Source organism: Bradyrhizobium sp. MI1.10 (assembly GCF_055811035.1).
The window spans coordinates 92,114-111,912 of sequence record NZ_JBVVPN010000011.1 but is presented as its reverse complement, the minus strand read 5'-3'; the positions used below and the strand labels follow the sequence as shown (position 1 = coordinate 111,912).

15 protein-coding genes are annotated in these 19,799 nt (G+C 63.8%); 13 read left to right on the top strand and 2 right to left on the bottom strand.

Annotation, left to right across the window (positions count from 1 at the left end; genetic code table 11):
- Position 1 precedes the first annotated feature (1 nt).
- The 8 genes from AC0L3K_RS13960 to AC0L3K_RS13925 all read left to right on the top strand — a co-directional run bounded on the left by AC0L3K_RS13960 (position 2) and on the right by AC0L3K_RS13925 (position 9,959).
- Complete coding sequence (locus tag AC0L3K_RS13960; RefSeq protein WP_219684289.1) at positions 2 to 760, top strand: hypothetical protein; 759 nt, start codon at positions 2 to 4, stop codon at positions 758 to 760.
- 33 nt (positions 761 to 793) lie between these two features.
- Positions 794 to 1,600: an enoyl-CoA hydratase/isomerase family protein gene (locus tag AC0L3K_RS13955; RefSeq protein WP_007591115.1), complete on the top strand. Its 807-nt coding sequence runs from the start codon at positions 794 to 796 to the stop codon at positions 1,598 to 1,600.
- Between the two features lie 114 nt (positions 1,601 to 1,714).
- Complete coding sequence (locus AC0L3K_RS13950; protein WP_473366233.1) at positions 1,715 to 3,187, top strand: DASS family sodium-coupled anion symporter; 1,473 nt, start codon at positions 1,715 to 1,717, stop codon at positions 3,185 to 3,187.
- 229 nt (positions 3,188 to 3,416) lie between these two features.
- Positions 3,417 to 4,583: a methionine ABC transporter ATP-binding protein gene (locus AC0L3K_RS13945; RefSeq protein WP_473366232.1), complete on the top strand. Its 1,167-nt coding sequence runs from the start codon at positions 3,417 to 3,419 to the stop codon at positions 4,581 to 4,583.
- Complete coding sequence (locus tag AC0L3K_RS13940; RefSeq protein WP_219684292.1) at positions 4,573 to 5,238, top strand: methionine ABC transporter permease; 666 nt, start codon at positions 4,573 to 4,575, stop codon at positions 5,236 to 5,238. Before AC0L3K_RS13945 ends, AC0L3K_RS13940 begins: the two co-directional genes overlap by 11 nt.
- Positions 5,239 to 5,446: 208 nt before the next feature.
- The gene (locus AC0L3K_RS13935) at positions 5,447 to 7,741 is read left to right on the top strand and encodes a TonB-dependent siderophore receptor (protein ID WP_473366231.1); all 2,295 of its coding nucleotides are present in this window, start codon (positions 5,447 to 5,449) and stop codon (positions 7,739 to 7,741) included.
- Between the two features lie 19 nt (positions 7,742 to 7,760).
- Positions 7,761 to 9,050 (top strand): siderophore utilization protein FsrB, encoded by a 1,290-nt coding sequence (gene fsrB / locus AC0L3K_RS13930; RefSeq protein ID WP_473253596.1) that lies wholly within the window; start codon positions 7,761 to 7,763, stop codon positions 9,048 to 9,050.
- A gap of 81 nt (positions 9,051 to 9,131) precedes the next feature.
- A complete protein-coding gene (locus tag AC0L3K_RS13925) occupies positions 9,132 to 9,959 on the top strand; it encodes a hypothetical protein (RefSeq protein ID WP_219684295.1) in 828 nt (275 codons plus the stop codon).
- Positions 9,960 to 10,098: 139 nt separating this feature from the next.
- Here AC0L3K_RS13925 and AC0L3K_RS13920 read toward each other — a convergent pair whose 3' ends face one another.
- The gene (locus AC0L3K_RS13920; RefSeq protein ID WP_473366230.1) at positions 10,099 to 11,295 is read right to left on the bottom strand and encodes a M24 family metallopeptidase; all 1,197 of its coding nucleotides are present in this window, start codon (positions 11,293 to 11,295) and stop codon (positions 10,099 to 10,101) included.
- 457 nt (positions 11,296 to 11,752) lie between these two features.
- On the opposite strand from AC0L3K_RS13920, the gene AC0L3K_RS13915 reads away from it, so the two are divergent.
- The 5 genes from AC0L3K_RS13915 to AC0L3K_RS13895 all read left to right on the top strand — a co-directional run bounded on the left by AC0L3K_RS13915 (position 11,753) and on the right by AC0L3K_RS13895 (position 19,005).
- On the top strand, positions 11,753 to 12,772 hold the full coding sequence (locus AC0L3K_RS13915) for a TRAP transporter substrate-binding protein (RefSeq protein WP_473366229.1): 1,020 nt from the start codon (positions 11,753 to 11,755) through the stop codon (positions 12,770 to 12,772).
- Positions 12,773 to 12,787: 15 nt separating this feature from the next.
- On the top strand, positions 12,788 to 14,677 hold the full coding sequence (locus AC0L3K_RS13910) for a TRAP transporter large permease (protein ID WP_007591099.1): 1,890 nt from the start codon (positions 12,788 to 12,790) through the stop codon (positions 14,675 to 14,677).
- Between the two features lie 23 nt (positions 14,678 to 14,700).
- On the top strand, positions 14,701 to 16,350 hold the full coding sequence (locus AC0L3K_RS13905; RefSeq protein WP_354128234.1) for an acyl-CoA synthetase: 1,650 nt from the start codon (positions 14,701 to 14,703) through the stop codon (positions 16,348 to 16,350).
- Between the two features lie 165 nt (positions 16,351 to 16,515).
- Positions 16,516 to 17,208 carry a TetR/AcrR family transcriptional regulator gene (locus AC0L3K_RS13900; RefSeq protein ID WP_007591097.1) on the top strand — a complete coding sequence of 231 codons (693 nt, stop codon included), beginning with the start codon at positions 16,516 to 16,518 and terminating at the stop codon, positions 17,206 to 17,208.
- Positions 17,209 to 17,523: 315 nt separating this feature from the next.
- A complete protein-coding gene (locus AC0L3K_RS13895; RefSeq protein WP_354128235.1) occupies positions 17,524 to 19,005 on the top strand; it encodes an NCS1 family nucleobase:cation symporter-1 in 1,482 nt (493 codons plus the stop codon).
- A gap of 121 nt (positions 19,006 to 19,126) precedes the next feature.
- On the opposite strand, the gene AC0L3K_RS13890 is transcribed toward AC0L3K_RS13895, so the two are convergent.
- A complete protein-coding gene (locus AC0L3K_RS13890; protein WP_354128236.1) occupies positions 19,127 to 19,645 on the bottom strand; it encodes a hypothetical protein in 519 nt (172 codons plus the stop codon).
- Positions 19,646 to 19,799 lie beyond the last annotated feature (154 nt).

Genomic DNA, 19,799 nt, shown 5'->3' with positions numbered 1-19,799 from the left:
CATGGGCTGGGCTGCAAGAACCGGAATAACCGCCGCAATCGCGGCTCTTGGCGCATTCGCGGCGCAGGATGCGCGCGCCGCGAATGGCGCCTATGCGGTCGATGCCGCCGACATTTCCGAGGTCGGCTCCTGCAAGGTGGAGAGCTGGATGTCGACGGCTTCCAACACGGATTTTTCGGCGGTCGCCAATCCCTCCTGTGTTGTCGACCCCTTCCGGCCGATCGAGCTGAGCCTGCAGACCATCCGGGCCCGCAGCGATGGCGACTGGAGCACGACGGTCGCTCCAAAAGCCAAGACGAATTTCATCCCGACCGGGATCGGCCGGTGGGGATTGTCGGCCTATGGCGGCGGATCGTTCGACGCGGCGACCGGCGATGCGCTATCCGCCTTTGCCGTCGTCCCCGCGACCTTCCGCCTGTCGGAGACCATGCGCATCAACGTCAATGGCGGCTGGCTCTGGGATCGCACGGTGGATCGCCACTACCTGACCTACGGCATCGGCTTCGACTGGAAATTCACCGACACCTTGCAATGGACGATCGAGGCTTACGGGCAAGCCGGCGCCTCCGAGATCGCAAGCGCCGTGCAGCCGCGTTTCCAGACCGGTGTCCGCTACCGACCGAACGAGATATTCTCCGTCGATGTGATCTACGGCCGCAACATCACCGGCGAAAATGCCAACTGGATCACCATCGGCACCACGATCCGGTTTCCGGTCCATGGAAGCGAACCCGAACATCGGCGTACCGGGCATCTGTGAGCGCCAGGAAGACCAAGACCAGGGGAGTTTGCGTTGCCTGACTATGTCAAGATCGAGAAGGGCCTCGGGCCGGAGGGGCGGATTGCGGTGGTGCGGTTCGACCGCGGCGATGGCATCAATGCGCTGTCGCCGGAGGCGCTGCGCCAGCTCACCGCGGCCGCGCGCAGTTTTGAGGATGACGCCGCGACCTCCGTCGTGGTGCTGACAGGCAGCGCGGACGCGTTCAGCGCCGGCTTCGACCTCAAGGATGCCGAAGGCCGCTCGCGCAAGGAGATGGACCTCGGCACGCTGCGGCGGCATCTCAAGCTCGGACCGCGCCTGACCCACGCCTGGCAGGAGATGGAGCAGATCACGATCGCCGCCATCGAGGGCTTTTGCGTCGGCGGTGGCGTGGCGCTGGCCGTCGCGCTCGACTTTCGCGTCATGGGACGCGATGCCCATCTGCGCGTGCCCGAGATCGGGCTCGGCATGAACATGAGCTGGCAAAGCATTCCGCGCATGCTGCATCTGATCGGCCCGGCTCGCACCAAGCAGGCGGTGATCCTGGCCGATCAGCGCATCAGCGCGGATGAGGCCTATGCGTGGGGCCTGGTCGAGCAGGTGGTCGATCCCGGCCATGCGTTCGATGCCGCGATGGAGCTTGCGCGCAAGGTGGCAGCGCAGCCGCCGCTCTCCGTCGCCATGACGAAACTCACGGTCAACCGGCTGGCGCACGCGCTGGATAATCTCGCCAGCCACATGGACGTCGACCAGTTCGCCCTGGCAAGCCTCAGCGAGGACCACAAGGAGGGCGTCGAGGCATTCCTGACGCGACGCAAACCGAAGTTCAGAGGGCGGTAGAAACAGGCTGGGGCCATTGATTGCGCCGCGGACTATCCGTATACGCGGCGCTGGGACAAAATAGGCCCGATCAACGGGCCGGCAAACGACAATGACGATCGAGGGGGAGGGCCCATGACCACTAGCTCGCAGGCGCCTGAGGCGAAAGGGTTTCGCTGGAAGCTGATCGCGCCGCTCGCGGTGTGGCTGGTGATCTATCTGTTTCCGGTGCCGGCAGGGCTCAACGTCAATCAGTGGCACTATTTTGCCGTCTTCGCGGCCGTCATCACCGGGCTCATCCTGGAATCGATGCCGGTGGGCGCGGTCGGCCTGATCGGGCTGACGGTTGCCGGCGTCGGCGGTTATATCGATCCCGACCCGACCAAGTCGCTGCGCTGGATGCTGGCGGGCTTTGCCGAGAGCACGGTGTGGCTGATCGTCGGCGCCTTCGTGTTCTCGATCGGCTATCGCAAGAGCCAGCTGGGCCGGCGTATTGCGCTCGTGCTGGTGCAAAAGCTCGGCAGCAACACGCTTGGCCTCGGCTATGCGGTGGCGATATCGGACTTCTTGCTGGCGCCGGCGACGCCGTCCAACACCGCGCGCAGCGGCGGCATCGTCTATCCCATCATCAGCAACATCCCGCGCATCTACGGCTCCGAGCCTGGACCGACCGCCGGCAAGATCGGCACCTACGTGATGTGGACCGCGTTCGCGTCGACTGCCGTCACCAGCTCGTTGTTTTTCACCGCGCTCGCACCCAATGCGGCGGCGCTGGCCATCGCCAAGAAGACCGTCGGAATCGACGTCAGCTGGGCGCAGTGGTTCTTGGGCTTTGCGCCGCTCGGCCTCCTCCTGATGGTGCTGGTCCCGCTGCTCAGCTACGCGGTCTGCCGCCCGGAGGTGAAGAGCAGCCCGGAAATTTCCGAATGGGCATCGAAGGAGCTCGCGGAGATGGGCCCGATGTCGCGCAACGAATGGATCATGCTGACGCTGATCTTGCTCGCGATGTTCCTGTGGATCGCGGGCTCGAGCCCGGACATCCGCGTGCCGCTTCTGGGCTCGAATTTCGTCAACGCCACCACCGTCGTGTTCATCGTGATCTCGCTGATGCTGGTGACGGGCGTGATCGAGTTTGCCGACATCGTCGCGGAGAAGAGCGCCTGGGAGGTGTTCTTCTACTTCACCTCGCTGCTGACGCTGGCCTCGGGTCTCAACGAGATCGGCTTCATCAAATGGTTCGCCACCGAATATGCAAAGCCGCTCGCCGGGCTGTCGCCGTCGACCGCGATGCTCCTGCTGGTCGCGCTGTTCTTCTGGATCCACTACTTCTTCTCGAGCATCACCTCGCATGCCGCCGCCGTGCTGCCCGTGGTGCTCGCGGTCGGATCCGGCATCCCCGACCTGCCGGTCACGACGCTCGCCATGCTCTGCATGTATTCGCTCGGCCTGATGGGCGTGATCTCGCCTTACGCCACGGGGCCGGCGCCGATGTATTTCGGCAGCGGTTATATCGGCAAGGGTCAGTTCTGGGGCTTTGGGCTGATCTTCGGGGTGCTCTATTTCGGGGGGCTCCTGCTGATCGTATGGCCTTGGCTGCGGGTCCACTGAGCCGGGCGCGAGGCCAATACGGCGGCAGATGAATTTTCTTCAGCGGGGAGACATTTGGAAAACTTCGTCCAACTCCCCACAAATATCTGACATTGCCAGAGAGACCTGAAAGGGCGATGGTCCCTGCTGCGGTGCAGCGCGCTCCAGCTGAGTCCTCATCGCGGTTTCACTCTCCGTCGCTTATGCGACCGGTTCCCGGATGCCCCAAGGGCGAGCGGAACTATTGTGCATGAAGGCCGCCTCCATGAACGTCCACCCGTCGCTCGCGATCGGACAGCCGATCGAACAGCTTGATGCGATCTCAGGTCGCGCGATCTCACCTGCCGCGACTGCGCCTGACGCGATGGTCCGCTTCGAAGGCATCTCGAAAACCTATCCAGCCTATCGCGGCAAGCCCGGCGTTAATGCCCTGCAAAACATCGACTTCGCAATCCCGCGCGGTTCGATCACCGGAATCATCGGCCGCTCCGGCGCCGGCAAATCGAGCCTCGTCCGGCTCATCAACGGCCTGGAGAGGCCGACCACCGGCCGCGTCGTCGTCGATAACAGAGTCATCTCGGCGCTCTCGGGCCGGGACTTGCGGCTCGCGCAGCGCTCGATCGGCATGATCTTCCAGCACTTCAACCTGCTGTCCTCACGTACCGCAGCCGCCAACATCGCACTGCCGCTCGAGATCGCCGGCTGGGCCAAGGCCGATATCCGTGCCCGCGTGGCCGAGCTGCTGGCGCTGGTGGGCATCGCCGACAAGCACGACCGCTACCCGTCAGAACTCTCCGGCGGCCAGAAGCAGCGCGTGGGCATTGCCCGTGCGCTCGCGACCCGGCCGAGCGTGCTGCTGTCGGACGAGGCGACCTCGGCGCTCGATCCGCAGACCACGCGGGCGATCCTCGATCTGCTCGCGAACATCAACCGCGAGCTCGGCGTGACCGTCGTGCTGATCACCCACGAGATGTCCGTGGTGCGCCAGCTCGCCAAGGACGTCGTGGTGCTCGATGCCGGCCGCGTCGTCGAGAGCGGCCATGTCGCCGGCATCTTCACTCACCCCAAGCATCCGATCACGCAATCCTTCCTGGCCGAAGTGATCGGAGACAGCCTGCCGGTGTCGCTGGCGAGCCGGATCGTTTCGGCGCCGCCTGCGGGCGGGCAGGCGGTGATCCGCGTCCAGGTGCGCGGGGCAGGGGCCGGCGACACGCTGGTGGCGCGGCTCGCGCGCGAACTCGGCCTCGACGTGTCGCTGCTGTCGGCCCGCATCGACGAGATCGGCGGCCAGCATGTGGGCTCGCTGACGCTTGGTATCCCTCTCGGCATGTCCAGCGGCGAGGACGCGACGACGCGCACGCTGGCCTGGCTCTCACAATTTCAATTTCCCGCGGAGCGTCTCGGCTATGTCGCCTGAACTCATCAACCTGATCGTCCAGGCGACCGGCGAGAGCCTGTACATGGTCGGGCTCGCGGCGCTGATCGGCACCGCCTTCGGCCTGCCGCTCGGCGTCTTTCTCGCGACCAGCCGGAAAGGCGAGCTGTTCGCGGCGCCCGTCGTCAATCGCGTACTCGGCATCGTCGTCAACGCGACGCGGTCCACGCCTTTCATCATTCTGGTCGTCGCCATCATCCCGTTCACGCGGCTGGTGGCCGGCACCTCGATCGGATCGACGGCCGCGATCGTGCCGTTGACGATCGCATCGGCGCCGTTCATCGCGCGCCTGGTCGAGGCCGCGATCCGCGAGGTCGATGGCGGCCTGATCGAGACCGCATCCTCGTTCGGGGCCTCGCCGATGCAGATCGTGTTCAAGGTGCTGATCCCCGAAGCGCTGCCAGGTCTTCTGCTGGCGCTGACGCTCGCGGTGGTCAGCCTGCTCGGCTATTCCGCCATGGTCGGCGCCGTCGGAGGCGGGGGCCTGGGCGATCTCGGCATCCGCTACGGCTATCAGCGCTTCATGCCGGAGATGATGCTGGCCGTCGTCGTGGTGCTGATCGCGCTGGTGCAGCTCGTGCAGAGCGCCGGCGATTATCTCGCGCGCCGGGTCAATCGCCGTCTGCGACATCACTGACGCCGTTTTAGACATTTCGAACAAGCAGGTTCTTGTCGGTCTGGAAGCATTCCAGACTTCGAGACACGACTGAGCGCATTCGTCGCACGCGTTGCGCACGCGTCTGGAGAAATTCTAACGCAGTTCCTATCGCACTCCGAAATCGCCTGCGTTAGGGCGAGGCATCAAAAACGGTACCGGCGAAGCCGGCAGTGCGTGGGGCCTCGACGTGACCGACTTCCAACTTGTTTCGCGTTCTGACACGCGTCGTCGACAGATACAGATTCTCTTCCTCGGAGCGGCCAGCACATTTGCTCTCGTCATTCCCTTCGGTGCCGTGGAGGCGCAGACGCAGATCCCCGCCGTCACCGTCGAAGCTCCGGCTCAGCGCGCCCGGCCTGCGGCGGTCGCTTCATCGCGAAGGTCAGGCGCGACACGCACCGCGCGCGCCGATCGTCGCTCTCCCGCGCAGCAAGCCGCGCCAACCCAATCGGCATCCTCGAACGGCGTCACGGGTGAACGCGCCAACGGTCCGGTGCGCGGTTTCGTTGCGACGCGCAGCGGCACCGCGACCAAGACGGATACGCCGCTGATCGAAACCCCGCAGTCCGTCTCCGTCGTCACGACCGACCAGGTCAGGAATCAGGGCGCGGTCTCGATCGGTGAGGCGCTGCGCTACACCGCCGGCGTCAGCGGCGACGTCAATGGCGGCTCCGACACTCGCTTCGGCGCCCTCCAGATTCGCGGCTTCGACACCACCATGTCCGGCCTCTACGTCGACGGCTTGCGGATTCCCTCCAGCAATTACGTGCACTTCAACGGTCTCGATCCCTACGGCGCAGAGCGTCTCGAAGTCCTCAAGGGCCCGTCCTCGGCGATGTATGGCGGCAGCGGCACCGGCGGCATCCTCAACTACGTGACCAAGCTGCCGACGGCGCAGCAGTTCGGCGAAGTCTCGATCTCCGGCGGCAGCTTCAACCGCTACCAGGGCCAGTTCGACGTGGGCGGTCCCGCCAACAAGGACGGCACCGTGCTGTGGCGCCTGACCGGCGTGGTGCGCGACGGCGAGACCCAGGTCGACTTCACCAAGGACAACCGCGTCTTCATCGCGCCGGCCGTCACGTTCAAGCCGAACGAGGACACCACTATCACGATCCTCGCCAACTACCAGCGCGACCGGGCAGGGTGGGGCCTTCAGTTTTTGCCGGCCTCGGGCACGGTTTGGCCGAACAACGGCCGCACCATCCCGGTCTCGTTCTTCGCGGGCGTGCCGAGCTTCAACGCGTTCAACACCGAAATCGCGACCGCCGGCTACCAGCTCTCGCACAATTTCACCGACAACATCACGTTCCGGCAGAATTTGCGCTATGCCTATCAGCACAACGAGGAGAAGGTGTTTTTCGGCGGAGCCTATACCGACGAGGCCGCGGGACAGCTCGCGCGTTTCGGCAGCTACAGCAACTCCTACATCAACTCCTTCGCGGTGGACAATCAGCTCCAGGGCAAGTTCACCACCGGCTTCCTCAGCCACACCACGCTGGTCGGAATCGACTACCGCAACACCAGCTTCCGCGACACCGCCTTTGGCGTCACGACATCCGCGCCCGAGATCAACGTCTTCAATCCGGTCTACAGCTACGACTGGACCATGGGCGCCATGAGCGACGATACCGGCGTCAAGCAGTCGCAAGTCGGCCTCTACGCCCAGGACCAGATCAAGCTCGGCCGGCTCTCGTTCCAGCTCAGTGGCCGCCAGGATTTCGTCACGACCCAGGTGGACAGCGGCGTCTTCAACACGTCAGTCGCGAAGGATGCATCGGCCTTCACCGGCCGCGCCGCATTGATGTACAATTTCGACAACGGCATCGCGCCTTATTTCAGCTATTCGGAATCGTTCCTGCCGGTGCTCGCCACCGGCCCGAGCGGACAGCTGCTCAATCCCGAGACCGGCGTGCAGTACGAGGTGGGCGTCAAGTATCAGCCGATCGGCTGGAACGCGCTGTTCACCTTCGCCGCCTTCGACCTGACGCGCGACAACGTCGTTACCTTTGCGCCTCCGCTCAACATTGCCGAACAGACCGGGCAAGTAAAATCGCGCGGCCTTGAGCTCGAAGGCACGATGTCGCTCGCCGACGGCTGGAACTTGCGCGCGGCCTATGCCTATGTCGATGCAATGGTCACGCAGGATCCGGTCAATGTCGGCAAGGCGCCGGTCACCGTGCCGCTCAACCGCGCCTCGCTGTGGAACGACTACACGCTTCAGACCGGGCCGCTCGCGGGCCTGCAGTTCGGCGGCGGCGTCCGCTATGTCGGCGCGACCTGGGGCGATGACGCCAACACGTTCAAGGTCGGATCCTCGACCGTGCTGGACGCGCTGCTCGCCTACACAAGGGACAATTGGCGGCTATCGCTGAACGTCACCAACCTCGCCGACACCCGCTATGTCGCCGCCTGCTACAGCCTGTCGGGCTGCTTCTACGCGGAGGGTCGCAAGGCCATCGGCAAGCTGACCTACCGCTGGTGAGTTGGAACGAGGGCGAACGATGAGAGCGATATTCGGCAGGCTGCATCGCTGGGCGGGACTGCTCACGGCCGGGTTCCTGTTCTTCTCCGGCATCACCGGGGCGATCATCTCCTGGGACCATGAGATCGACGAGGTCCTGAACAGCCATCTGTTCGACGTCAGCAGCAAGGGCCCGGCGATTCCCTCGATTGATCTCGCCAAGATGATCGAGCAGCGCGATCCCCGTGCGCGCGTGGTCTACCTGTTCATGACGCCGGAGGAGGGCCGCTCGCTGTGGTTCTTTGTCATGCCGCGGATCGATCCCGCGACCGGCAAGCGCTACGCGCTCGACTACAATCAGATCTTCCTCGATCCCAACACCGGCGTCGAGCTCGGCCGCCGCTACTGGGGCGCAGTGTGGCCGGTGACGCGCGAAAACTTCGTCTCGTTCCTCTACAAGCTGCACTACACCATGCACATCCCGGAATTCTGGGGCAGCGACCGCTGGGGTATGCGCCTGCTCGGGATCATCGCGATCATCTGGACCATCGACTGCTTCGTCGGCTTCTACCTGACGCTGCCCTCGCGGCGGCGCGCCAGGGCGGCGCGGGCGCCTCAGGTCACGCGCCAGCTCGAACGCGGCTTCTGGGCGCGCTGGGCGCCGGCATGGACCATCAAGCCGTCAGGCAGCGCCTACCGGATCAATTTCGACATCCACCGCGCTTTCAGCCTGTGGACCTGGGGCGTGCTGTTCATCATCGCCTTCACGGCGTTCTCGCTGAACCTCTATTTCGAGGTGTTCTCGCCGCTGATGAAGATGGTGTCGAACTACACGCCGACGCCCTATGAGCAGCGGCCGTATCGCGATCTCGACGATCCCATCGAGCCCAAGGTGACTTTCGCCGAGATCGCGGCGCGCGCTGCGGCCGACGGCAATGGGCGAGGGTGGACCGTCCCGGTCGGCTCTATCAATTACGGGCCGGCTCATGGCGTCTATGCCGCCGCCTTTTTCCATCCCGGCGACGATCACGGCGCCGGCGGGGTCGGCCCGGCGCAGCTCTATTACGACAGCGAGGACGGCCGTCCGATCGGCGAACGGCTGCCCTGGGTCGGCACCGCCGCCGACATCTTCGTGCAGGCGCAATTCCCGCTGCATTCGGGCCGCATCGTCGGGCTGTTCGGCCGCATCCTGATCTCGATCATGGGGCTGGTGGTGGCGGCACTCTCGGTCACCGGAATCGTGATCTGGTGGCGCAAGCGCCGCGCGCGTGTGCGCGTGCGGGAAACGGCTGCGATGCGGCTGAACCGGCAGCTCACACCGGCGGAGTAGGGCACCCGGCTTGCCGGATGAACCTTCCCGTCCGGCATCGGCACAAAGACAGGAGATCACCCCCAGCCTTTCGGACTTCGAATGAGATCGCTTGCCTTGCTCTGCCTGCTCGTCCTGGCGACGCCCGCTCATGCGGCGACGCCCGAGCAGCACTATCTCGACCTGCGCGATCGCTACATGGCGAAATTCTCGAAGGCTGCGGAAAACGACGAGACCACCAAGCAGCATGACGCGGCGCTCAAGGAGTTGACGGGCGTCCTGCGCGGCCTGGTGGGCCCAGTCGCGATCAAGGGACTGCCGGCCGACGGCAGGACGAACGCGGACACGCTCTTCAAGGGGGACTCCGGCTTCGGCCATCTCGACGGCCTCGGCTTCGCGTCCGAAGGCGACAAGATGCAGGCCGTCGTGACCACCACCGCGCTGCTCAAGCACTGGCTTCGCGAGCACCGCGAGGACGGCATGCCGCAGGAGATTGGCGCCGCGTTCAAGTCGGACCGCTTCTACTATCAGGCGATCCAGGACTCCGCCTTCGCCAAATATGCCGAGCTGCCGATCACGAAGCCCGCGGGCGCAAGCGCGGCGGTTGCTGTACTGGGCGTGCGCGGCAATGGCGATCTGAAGGGACCGCCGCATGAAATCGACGTCGTCGCGATCCAGGGCGACAAGGTCTTCTTTCTCGCCGTCAGCGACGCCGTGAAGACGGCCGAGATGCCGGCCTGCGAGAAAGTCTGGAAGCAGATGATGGCGAGGCCCATCGACAAGAAGGACCCGCGCGGCGACATCACCCGCGAAGACAATGCGATGACCGCGTACACGGCGTGCTTCGCCAAGGAAGCACCGAGCCAGGGCTGGTACGCGACGGCCGTGAAGAAGGCGCAGAGCCAGTTGGAGCTGCTGATGGCGCGGTAGCTGCGCAGCTTCAGGACACTCCGCACCTCATCCTGAGGAGCCCGCAACGCGGGCGTCTCGAAGGATGGCCACTGGCGAGAGCTGGGCCATTCATGGTTCGAGACGCGCGTTCCGCGCTCCTCACCATGAGGGTCTCAGATCAACGTGTGCTTCCACCCAAATTCCAGCCGCGGCCACCCTCGCCAAAAATCTCATATCCCGTCGCCGTCACTGCGACCGTGTCCTCGAGCTTGATGAACCCACGCTTCGGATGCTTCATCGTGGTCTCGATCGACACCACCATGCCTGTTTCGAGCGGCAGCCGGGCGTCGGTGTCGTCGTAGGGAACCGGACCCTTGGCGGTCAGGCGAGGGGCCTCGTGGCTAACGAGGCCCATGCCGTGGGCCAGAAACTCCGTGCAGTCGCGCTGGGTGATTTTCGCCAGCTGCCGCTCGGCCGCGACGTAGATGTCGCCGCCCATGGCGCCGGGCCGCACCGCGGCGAAGGCCGCGCGCTGGACCGCTTCGATCTCGGCCAGACAGTCCTTCAGCTCGGTATCGGGATCACCGAGCACGGCCATGCGCGCGAGGTCGCCGATATAGCCGTGATAATTACCGCCGGAATCGAGCGACAGCATGTCACCTTGCTCCCAGCGCTGCGCCGACGGCGCCCGGTTGTGGCTGTTGCCGCAGGCGAGCAGGCAGTATTCGAAGGTCAGCCCTCGATTGGCTTCGGCGATCCGCAGGGCGTCCGACAATTGCTGCTTGGTCGTGCCCGGCCCGTGCCCGGCGATCACCGCCAGCATCGAGGCGGTCACCAGTTCGGACGCCGTCTTGAGTTTTGCCAGCTCCTCCGCCGACTTGACCGCACGCAGCCGCTCCAGCACCAGCAGCGCGTCCTTGAGCTCGGCACCGGGCAGGGCGTCACTGAGCGCCCGGCCTGCATCCATCGGCAGGAACGCCATCTCGACCCCGACTCGCTTCAGGGGCACGCCGGCGCCGCGGATCAGGCTGACGGCCCGCGTGATCGCATCGACCGAGCCGTTGGACTCGGTCCGGACCTGCGCCACCCAGGGCGGCGCAACAGCGCGCTGATGGGTCTCCAGCCGGTGCCCGATATAGACCGCTTTCTCCGGCGCACCCTTGGGATAGACCAGGACCGGCAGATAGCGGCTGACGCCCAGCGCATCCATGTAGTCGAAGAAGATCGCGCGGTCGGCACCCAGCAGGTACTGCACATTGTGCTTGGAGGTCGCGACCAGAACGTCGAGGCCGGCGGCCTCCATCAGGCGGTCGAGCTTGGCGGCATCGAATGGAATGGCGCGCGAGCGGTCTGCGCGGGCGACGTTCTCCTGCATGACGAACCTCCCATGGTGGCGTGGGCATCAACCGCTGCCGCGGTTTGCCCGGGGCTTGTTTGGCACCAAGTGTGAGCCGAGAGCGGGGTTCTGGGTAGCTGCGGAATGATCTGGCCTGATCTGCACAGCCATATCTACGATTCGCATAAGGTATATTATGGAATATATTTATATACAATCAGGTCAATTACTTAGCTGGAATTCCTCTCACTAAACCTTCGTTCCTCGTTCTTTTCCGGACCGGCCGTGGCACGTCGCCCCAGCTTTTGACGGCTACTGTGCATGGGGTTGTTTTCGCGTTTTTGAATCCGGCCCATGCCTCCGAAAGCCGATATTGCCGTGAGGATGTCCGGCTGCAATAAGCGAGGCTTCGCGAGATCGCAGATGACCTTCTGACCGTCCGTCCGTATAGGTTTGCATCTCAGAACAACAACAAACTTTCCGAGGAAGCAGACCCATGAGCTTTTCCCGCCGCACGCTTCTCAAGGCCTCCGCCGCGACCGCGGTCCTGGGCGGCCTCAGTGCGCCCCATGTGGCCCGCGCCCAGAGCGCCGAGTTCACCTACAAATACGCCAACAACCTGCCGGACACCCATCCGCTGAACGTGCGCGCCATGGAGATGGCGGCGGCGATCAAGGCCGAGACCAGTGGCAAGTTCGACCTCCAGATCTTCCCGAACAACCAGCTCGGGTCCGACACCGACATGCTGAGCCAGATCCGGTCCGGCGGCGTCGAGTTCTTCACGCTGTCGGGGCTGATCTTGTCGACCCTGGTGCCGGCGGCGTCCATCAACGGCATCGGCTTCGCGTTCCCGGACTACGGCACGGTCTGGAAGGCCATGGACGGCGATCTCGGCGCCTTTGTCCGCGGCGAGATCAAGAAGGCCGGGCTCGAGGTCATGGACAAGATCTGGGACAACGGCTTCCGCCAGACCACGTCGTCGAGCAAGCCGATCACCGGTCCGGACGATCTCAAGGGCTTCAAGATCCGCGTGCCGGTGTCGCCGTTGTGGACCTCGATGTTCAAGGCGTTCGATGCGGCGCCCGCCTCGATCAATTTCGCCGAGGTCTATTCCGCGCTGCAGACCAGGATCGTCGAGGGCCAGGAGAACCCGCTGGCGATCATCTCGACCGCCAAGCTCTACGAAGTCCAGAAATACTGCTCGCTCACCAACCACATGTGGGACGGCTTCTGGTTCCTGGCCAATCGCAAGGCCTGGAGCGCGCTGCCGGAGGATATTCGCACGGTCGTCGCCAAGAACATCAATGCGGCCGCAGTCAAGGAGCGTGAGGACACCGCCAAGCTCAATGCCAATCTGCAGCAGGAGCTCGCGGGCAAGGGCCTGACCTTCAACCTGCCCGCCGTTGCGCCGTTCCGCGACAAGCTGCGGTCCGCCGGCTTCTATGCCGAGTGGAAAGGCAAATATGGCGACCAGGCCTGGGACCTGCTGGAAAAGGCCGTCGGCAAGCTGTCGTAACGCGTTGGAGCCGTCATGGCTCATGTTGAGGTCGAAGGGAGCGGAGTGGCGGGCGAGGCGACTGTTCGGTCCCCTCGCCGACCTTCGTTGCTGGCCTCGACGGAGCGCGCACTCGGCCTCCTCGTCGAAATCCCTGCGGCCATTTTGGTGGTCGCCGAGATCGCGATCCTGTTTGCCGGCGTGGTCGCGCGCTACGGCCTGCACCGGCCGCTGATCTGGTCGGACGAGCTCGCCTCGATCCTGTTCCTGTGGCTCGCCATGCTGGGCGCGGCGGTCGCGTTCCGCCGCTCCGAGCACATGCGCATGACCGCGGTCGTCGGCAGCGCCAAGCCGGCCACGCGGGCCTGGCTCGATCTGGTCGCGACCTGCGCGGCGCTGGCCTTCCTGGCGCTGATCGTCTGGCCGTCCTGGGACTACGCCTACGAGGAAAGCTTCATCACCACGCCGGCGCTGCAGATCTCCAATATGTGGCGCGCCGCGGCGCTGCCGGCCGGCATCTGCCTGATGGCGGTGTTCGCGCTGTTGCGGCTGCTGCGCGCAGCCGACTACCGCATGGTGCTGACGGCCGTGGTGTCCGTTGCCATCGTCGTCGGCTTGTTCTGGCTGGCGCAGCCTTATCTGCGACCGCTCGGCAACCTCAACCTCGTCATCTTCTTCGTCGGCGTCGCCGGCTTCTGCGTCTTTGCCGGCGTTCCCATCGCGTTCGGCTTCGGCCTCGCCATCTTCGGCTATCTGGCACTGACCACGCGCACGCCGGTCATGGTGCTGGTCGGGCGGATGGACGAGGGCATGAGCCACCTCATTTTGCTCTCGGTGCCGCTGTTCGTATTCCTGGGGCTCCTGATTGAAATGACCGGCATGGCACGGGCCATGGTGGCGTTCCTAGCCAGCCTGCTCGGCCATGTCCGCGGCGGACTGCATTACGTCCTGGTCGGCGCGATGTACCTGGTCTCCGGCATCTCCGGCGCCAAGGCGGCCGACATGGCCGCGGTCGCGCCCGTGCTGTTCCCGGAGATGAAACAGCGCGGCGCCAAGCCCGGCGATCTCGTCGCGCTTCTGGCGGCGACCGGCGCGCAGACCGAGACCATTCCGCCGAGCCTCGTGCTGATCACGATCGGTTCGGTCACCGGCGTCTCGATCGCCGCTTTGTTCACCGGCGGCCTCTTGCCCGGCGTGGTGCTCGCGATCACGCTGTGCATGCTGGTGTGGTGGCGCTACCGCCACGAGGACATGAGCCATGTCCGCCGCGCCACAGGCGGCGAGATCGGCAAGACCTTCGTCATCGCCCTGCCCGCGCTCGCGCTGCCCTTCGTGATCCGCTACGCCGTGGTCGAAGGCATCGCGACCGCCACCGAAGTCTCCACCATCGGCATCGTCTATGGCGCCCTGGTCGGCCTGCTCGTCTACCGCCGCTTCGACTGGCGGCGGCTGTTTCCGATGCTGGTCGAGACCGCTGCGCTGTCGGGCGCGATCCTGCTGATCATCGGCACGGCCACCGGCATGGCCTGGGGCCTGACGCAATCAGGCTTCTCGCGCTCGCTGGCGTCCGCCATGACCGGATTGCCGGGCGGCGCGGCGACCTTCATCGCCGTCTCGATCCTGGCCTTCACCATCCTCGGCAGTGTGCTGGAGGGCATCCCCGCGATCGTGCTGTTCGGGCCGCTGTTGTTTCCGATTGCGCGTGCGGTCGGCGTGCACGAGGTGCACTATGCCATGGTGATCATTCTCGCCATGGGTATCGGGCTATTCGCCCCGCCCTTTGGGGTTGGCTATTATGCCGCCTGCGCCATTGGACGCGTCGATCCGGCCGAAGGCATCAGGCCGATCTGGGGCTATCTGCTGGCGCTACTGGTAGGATTGATCGTCGTCGCCGTGTTTCCGTGGATCTCCATCGGATTCCTGTAGGCCGGCGCGTGAGGGAGGTGTCGATGAGTGAGCGGCAGAACCAGTACAATATCGGCCTCGACAAGACGCCCGCCAACTACGTGCCGCTGAGCCCGTTGAGCTTCCTCGCACGCAGCGCCGCGGTCTATCCCGATCATGTCAGCACGGTCTACGAGGGGCGCAGCTTCACCTGGCGCGAGACGCATGAGCGCTGCAAGCGCTTTGCTTCGTATCTTGCCGGCAAGGGCATCGGCGTCGGCGACACCGTCGCGGCGATGCTGCCGAACATTCCGGCGATGAACGAGGTGCATTTCGCCGTCCCCATGACGGGTGCCGTGCTCAACGCGCTGAACATCCGGCTGGATGCGCCTTCGATCGCATTTCAGCTCGACCATGGCGGCGCAAAGATCATTCTGGTCGACCCCGAGTTTTCCGCCGTGATCACCGATGCGCTGTCACAGATGAGTGGCCCAAAACCGTTCGTGATCGACGTCGACGATGCTGCCTTCAAGGGCGGCGGGCGCATCGGCGAGATCGAGTATGAGGCCGCGCTCGCGCAAGGCGATCCTGACTTCGCGGCGATCCTGCCGGGCGACGAATGGGACGCGATCGCACTGAGCTATACCTCGGGCACCACGGGCAATCCCAAGGGCGTCGTCACCCATCATCGCGGCGCCTATCTGAATGCCGTCAGCAATATTCTCGCAGGCCAACTCGGCCAGCATCCGGTCTATCTCTGGACGCTACCGATGTTCCACTGCAACGGCTGGTGCTTCCCCTGGACCATTGCGGCGGCTGCCGGCATCAATGTCTGCCTGCGCAAGGTCGAGCCGACGAAGATCTTCGAGCTGATCAAGCAGCACGGCGTCACCCACATGTGCGGCGCGCCGATCGTCTACAACACCCTGATCAACGCGCCCGATGCCCCGAAGGGCGGCGCCGCCCGCCATGTCGTCGGTCTGATCGCCGGTGCCGCGCCGCCGGTCGCGGTGCTCGAGGGCGCCGAGAGCATCGGCATCAAGCTGACGCACGTCTATGGCCTGACCGAGGTCTACGGCCCCGCCTCCGTCTGCGCCGAGCAGCCTGGCTGGGATGATCTGCCCGCCGCCGAGCGCGCCAGCCTGAAGCGGCGGCAGGGCGTGCCCTACCCGCTCGAGGAAGCCGTCACCGTCATCGATCCCCAGACCATGAGGCAAGTGCCGCGCGACGGCGAGACCATCGGCGAGGTCATGTTCCGCGGCAACATCGTGATGAAAGGCTATCTCAAGAACGACAAGGCGACCAAGGAAGCCTTCGAGGGCGGCTGGTTTCACACCGGCGATCTCGGCGTGCTCGATGCGCATGGTTACGTCATCATCAAGGATCGCTCCAAGGACATCATCATCTCCGGCGGCGAGAACATTTCCTCCGTCGAGGTCGAGGACATCCTCTACAAGCACCCCGCCGTGCTGTTCGCCGCCGTGGTCGCAAAGCCCGATCCGAAATGGGGTGAAGTGCCTTGCGCCTTCGTCGAGCTGAAGGACGGCGCGAGCGCGAGCGAAGCCGACATCATCGCCTTCTGCCGCTCGCATATGAGCGGCTTCAAGACGCCGAAGGCCGTGGTGTTCGGACCGATCCCGAAAACGTCAACGGGAAAGATCCAGAAATTCCTGCTGCGCAACGAAGCGGGATCGGCGAAGGCGATCTCGGCCTGAGCCGATTCCATGAGTCTGGCAACGCATTGAGCGGCCCCTGCCGTCCTAATTGCTTGATAAAGCTGGACAGGCAAGGCAACGTCCAGCCGGAATCGCCGACATCAATCCGGCGACCGATCCCGCTCAGCCTTCGCCGGTGAAGGCGAAGCTCCCTATCGAGGCTTTATGGCAGCCATCCCCGCCGACAAGTTGAAGCTCTTTCGCATCCGCCGCGCGCCAAAAGGTGGCCGCAAGGCAGCGCCGGGCCCGGACATCGAGGGAAAAATCCTCGATGCGGCAGAGTTCGTCTTTGGGCATTTCGGCTTTCGCGGAGCGACGACGGCACTGATCGCTAAAAAAGCATCGATCGCGAAACCCCACATTTACTATTATTTCGAAGACAAGGAGGATCTGTATCGCGCGGTGCTGGAACGTGCGATGAACATGTGGGCACGAGACATGGACAGTCTCGACATGACGTCCGATGTCGAGACCATCCTCGTGCGCTACATCAGCAGGAAGATCGATTTCTCGCGAGATCACCCGCATCTGTCGCGCATCTATGCCAACGAAATCATCAGCGGCGCTCAATTCATCGGCAGCTTCATTGAAAAAGTCTCGACCCCGTTGCTGCTCGACAAGGTCAAGACGCTCGACCAATGGACCGCCAGCGGGGCGATTCGGCCGATCAGCGCCGTCGATCTTTTCTTCTGCATCTGGGCGATGACCCAGGCCTATGCCGATTATTCCAGCCAGATGATCATCATGAAAGGTAAGCGACAGCTCGAAGAGGCCGACTACACCGCGGCCAAGGCGACGATCGTCCAGCTCGTTCTCGGCGGACTTGGTCTTTCGGGCCCTGCCGAGGCTGGCGCCTAGCCCTTTGTTCGGCCGTTCGTTTTTCGCCAGCGGCCCTGTTTCCCCCCGCCGCCATTACGCTCACGTGCGGGACATCCTAGCCAGAACCGCACTGGATTTTCGGTTGCAGCGAGGCGTTTTGCGCCGGTAGCCGGCGCCAGATCCGAAATTCGTGTTTGTAAAAATATTTTATCGATCGTAAAATGATTTTATCGATCGTTATAAAATGGCATGTCGCTTGCTTCGACCCGATCTTCCGCAAAGTGCGAGCACCCATAGCAGGGACTGCGGCTTCCAACGCCGTTGCCCTGCGCCAGCAAATCCGAGGTAGAGGACATGTCATCCAACAGCGGCGACGTTCCCACGCTGATCATCACCGGCGCCCATCCAAAGCTTTACAATCACGACCTTGCTCCAACCGCGCCTGAGGGCCGAACCTGGGGTGTCTTCAGCCTGTTTGCGATGTGGATGTCGGACGTCCATTCCGTGGGCGGCTACACATTCGCGGCGAGCCTGTTCTTTCTCGGCCTGACAGGCTGGCAGGTGCTGATCTCGATGCTGGTGGGTATCACGGCGGTCTACTTCCTGATGAACCTGATCGGACGGCCCTCGCTACGCTACGGCATTCCGTTCCCGGTCGTGGCCCGCATCTCGTTCGGGGTGATGGGCGCCAATCTCGCCGCCATGGTGCGGGGCGTCGTCGGCATTGTCTGGTACGGCGTGCAGACCTACTTCGCCTCGAAGGCGGTGCAAGTCCTGATCGTCACTCTGATGCCGTCGGCCGCCGATCTCACGCACAACAGCATCGCCGGCCTGTCGACGCTCGCATGGTTCAGCTTCCTTTTCATGTGGCTGTTCCAACTTCTCATCTTCCTCAGCGGGATGGAGCGCATCCGCCGCTTCATCGATTTCTGCGGACCCGTGGTCTACGTCGTCATGTTCGCGTTGGCGATCTGGATGTTATGGCAGGCCGGTTTCTCAAGCCTGTCTCTTCAACTCAGCCCGCCGGCCGCCACAACCGCGGCGACGATTGGCGTGATGGCGAATGCCGCGATGCTGATCGTGGCCTACTTCTCGGCGCTCCTGCTCAATTTCGGCGACTTCGCCCGGTTCGGCAAGGATGAGCGAGCCATGAAAACCGGCAATCTGCTCGGGCTTCCCGTCAATTTCCTGGTCTTCTCGATCATCACAGTGATCGTGACGGCCGGTACGCTGAAGGTGTTTGGCGAGGCGATCATGGATCCAGTGCTGATCGTGGAGAAGATCGGCAATCCGTTCGTCGTCGTTATCGGATCGATCACGTTCATCGTCGCGACGATGGGCATCAACATCGTCGCGAATTTCGTTTCGCCGGCTTACGACATCTCCAACCTGAATCCCCAGCGCATCAATTTCAGGCTGGGAGGCCTCATCACGTCGATCCTGTCGGTACTCGTCTGCCCCTGGCTGTTCGTGGCCAGCCCGTCGGCCATCACGCTGTTCGTCAGCATCTTCGGCTCTGCGCTCGGGCCCATGTTCGGCATCATGATCGCCGACTACTATCTCGTGAAAAAGGAAATCGTCGTGCTGGAGGACCTCTATACAATGTCACCAGCCGGTGAATTCCATTACGACGGCGGCTGGAACTACAAGGCGCTGATTGCACTTGCGGTGTCCGGCACTCTGTCGATCGGACTCTCGCTGGCAGGCGCCTATGGACTGATCTTCAACGTCGGCGACTGGGGTTGGCTCATCGGGGCCACTGCCGGCGGACTGATCTACCGAGCCCTCTCGAAGGAGCAAAGGCCGGTTTCCGTCATTGTCGGGGCGGGCGAATGACGTTCGAAGTTGCGGATCCATCGCCATGTGGGCGGCGGCCCCGCAATACTCTTGGCATGCGCGTTCGGTCGAACGCGCATGCTACCCAGATACGACGTCGCGATGATCGGTGGCGATATCGCTACCTGCTGCGAGCCCCTTCGCCAGTCTGGACTGGATGCAGGTCTGCAACCGCTTCCTCCAGGATGGTAGCAACCTCCAGCAGCGAGATCACCAAGCGCGGCGTGCGCCTCAGCCTGTCGTCGATCGCGGCGGCGAACAGATCGTTCCGCTTCCGGCTACCGAGCAATCGCCACCGTCCAAAGGCGATCTTGTGGACGTTCCCGGAAACATATCCGACCGAGGCCCATAATTGCTCGGATTCCAGCAGGAGCTCGCCTGCCATCCGATCCATCACTGTGACGATCGCGAGCAGATCATCGGTCACGGTCGCCAGACCGAGCGCGCGGCTGCCCGGATTGTCGTCATGTGAACTCCGCTCGATCGAGGCCCTCGATAATGTCCTGGCCTGCAATCCGGCGAGTTTGTCCACAAGCGCGGCGAACCGAGAACGGGCCGCGCGGACGATATCTTCCAGGAAAGACAGATTGGTCTGCGCCGACCCCGACACGACGTGCGGTTTGATCGTTTTGAAATACATCAATGCTCCCGGAGGCAACCAACGTGAAAGTTGAAGTGTTGCCTAGATCTAAGGTCATCCGACCCGAGGTGCTTGAACGTCCTGAGCCACGATTGATCGAAACCGGCCTGGAAGGAAATCAGGCAAGGGCCTCAAAACCGAACGCAGAGTGGGT

Coding starts and splice junctions, on each gene's coding strand:
- AC0L3K_RS13960 (WP_219684289.1), top strand. CDS start 2: ATGGGCTGGGCTGCAAGAACCGGAATAACCGCCGCAATCGCGGCTCTT.
- AC0L3K_RS13950 (WP_473366233.1), top strand. CDS start 1,715: ATGACCACTAGCTCGCAGGCGCCTGAGGCGAAAGGGTTTCGCTGGAAG.
- AC0L3K_RS13945 (WP_473366232.1), top strand. CDS start 3,417: ATGAAGGCCGCCTCCATGAACGTCCACCCGTCGCTCGCGATCGGACAG.
- AC0L3K_RS13940 (WP_219684292.1), top strand. CDS start 4,573: ATGTCGCCTGAACTCATCAACCTGATCGTCCAGGCGACCGGCGAGAGC.
- fsrB (WP_473253596.1), top strand. CDS start 7,761: ATGAGAGCGATATTCGGCAGGCTGCATCGCTGGGCGGGACTGCTCACG.
- AC0L3K_RS13925 (WP_219684295.1), top strand. CDS start 9,132: ATGAGATCGCTTGCCTTGCTCTGCCTGCTCGTCCTGGCGACGCCCGCT.
- AC0L3K_RS13920 (WP_473366230.1), bottom strand. CDS start 11,295: ATGCAGGAGAACGTCGCCCGCGCAGACCGCTCGCGCGCCATTCCATTC.
- AC0L3K_RS13915 (WP_473366229.1), top strand. CDS start 11,753: ATGAGCTTTTCCCGCCGCACGCTTCTCAAGGCCTCCGCCGCGACCGCG.
- AC0L3K_RS13910 (WP_007591099.1), top strand. CDS start 12,788: ATGGCTCATGTTGAGGTCGAAGGGAGCGGAGTGGCGGGCGAGGCGACT.
- AC0L3K_RS13905 (WP_354128234.1), top strand. CDS start 14,701: ATGAGTGAGCGGCAGAACCAGTACAATATCGGCCTCGACAAGACGCCC.
- AC0L3K_RS13900 (WP_007591097.1), top strand. CDS start 16,516: ATGGCAGCCATCCCCGCCGACAAGTTGAAGCTCTTTCGCATCCGCCGC.
- AC0L3K_RS13895 (WP_354128235.1), top strand. CDS start 17,524: ATGTCATCCAACAGCGGCGACGTTCCCACGCTGATCATCACCGGCGCC.
- AC0L3K_RS13890 (WP_354128236.1), bottom strand. CDS start 19,645: ATGTATTTCAAAACGATCAAACCGCACGTCGTGTCGGGGTCGGCGCAG.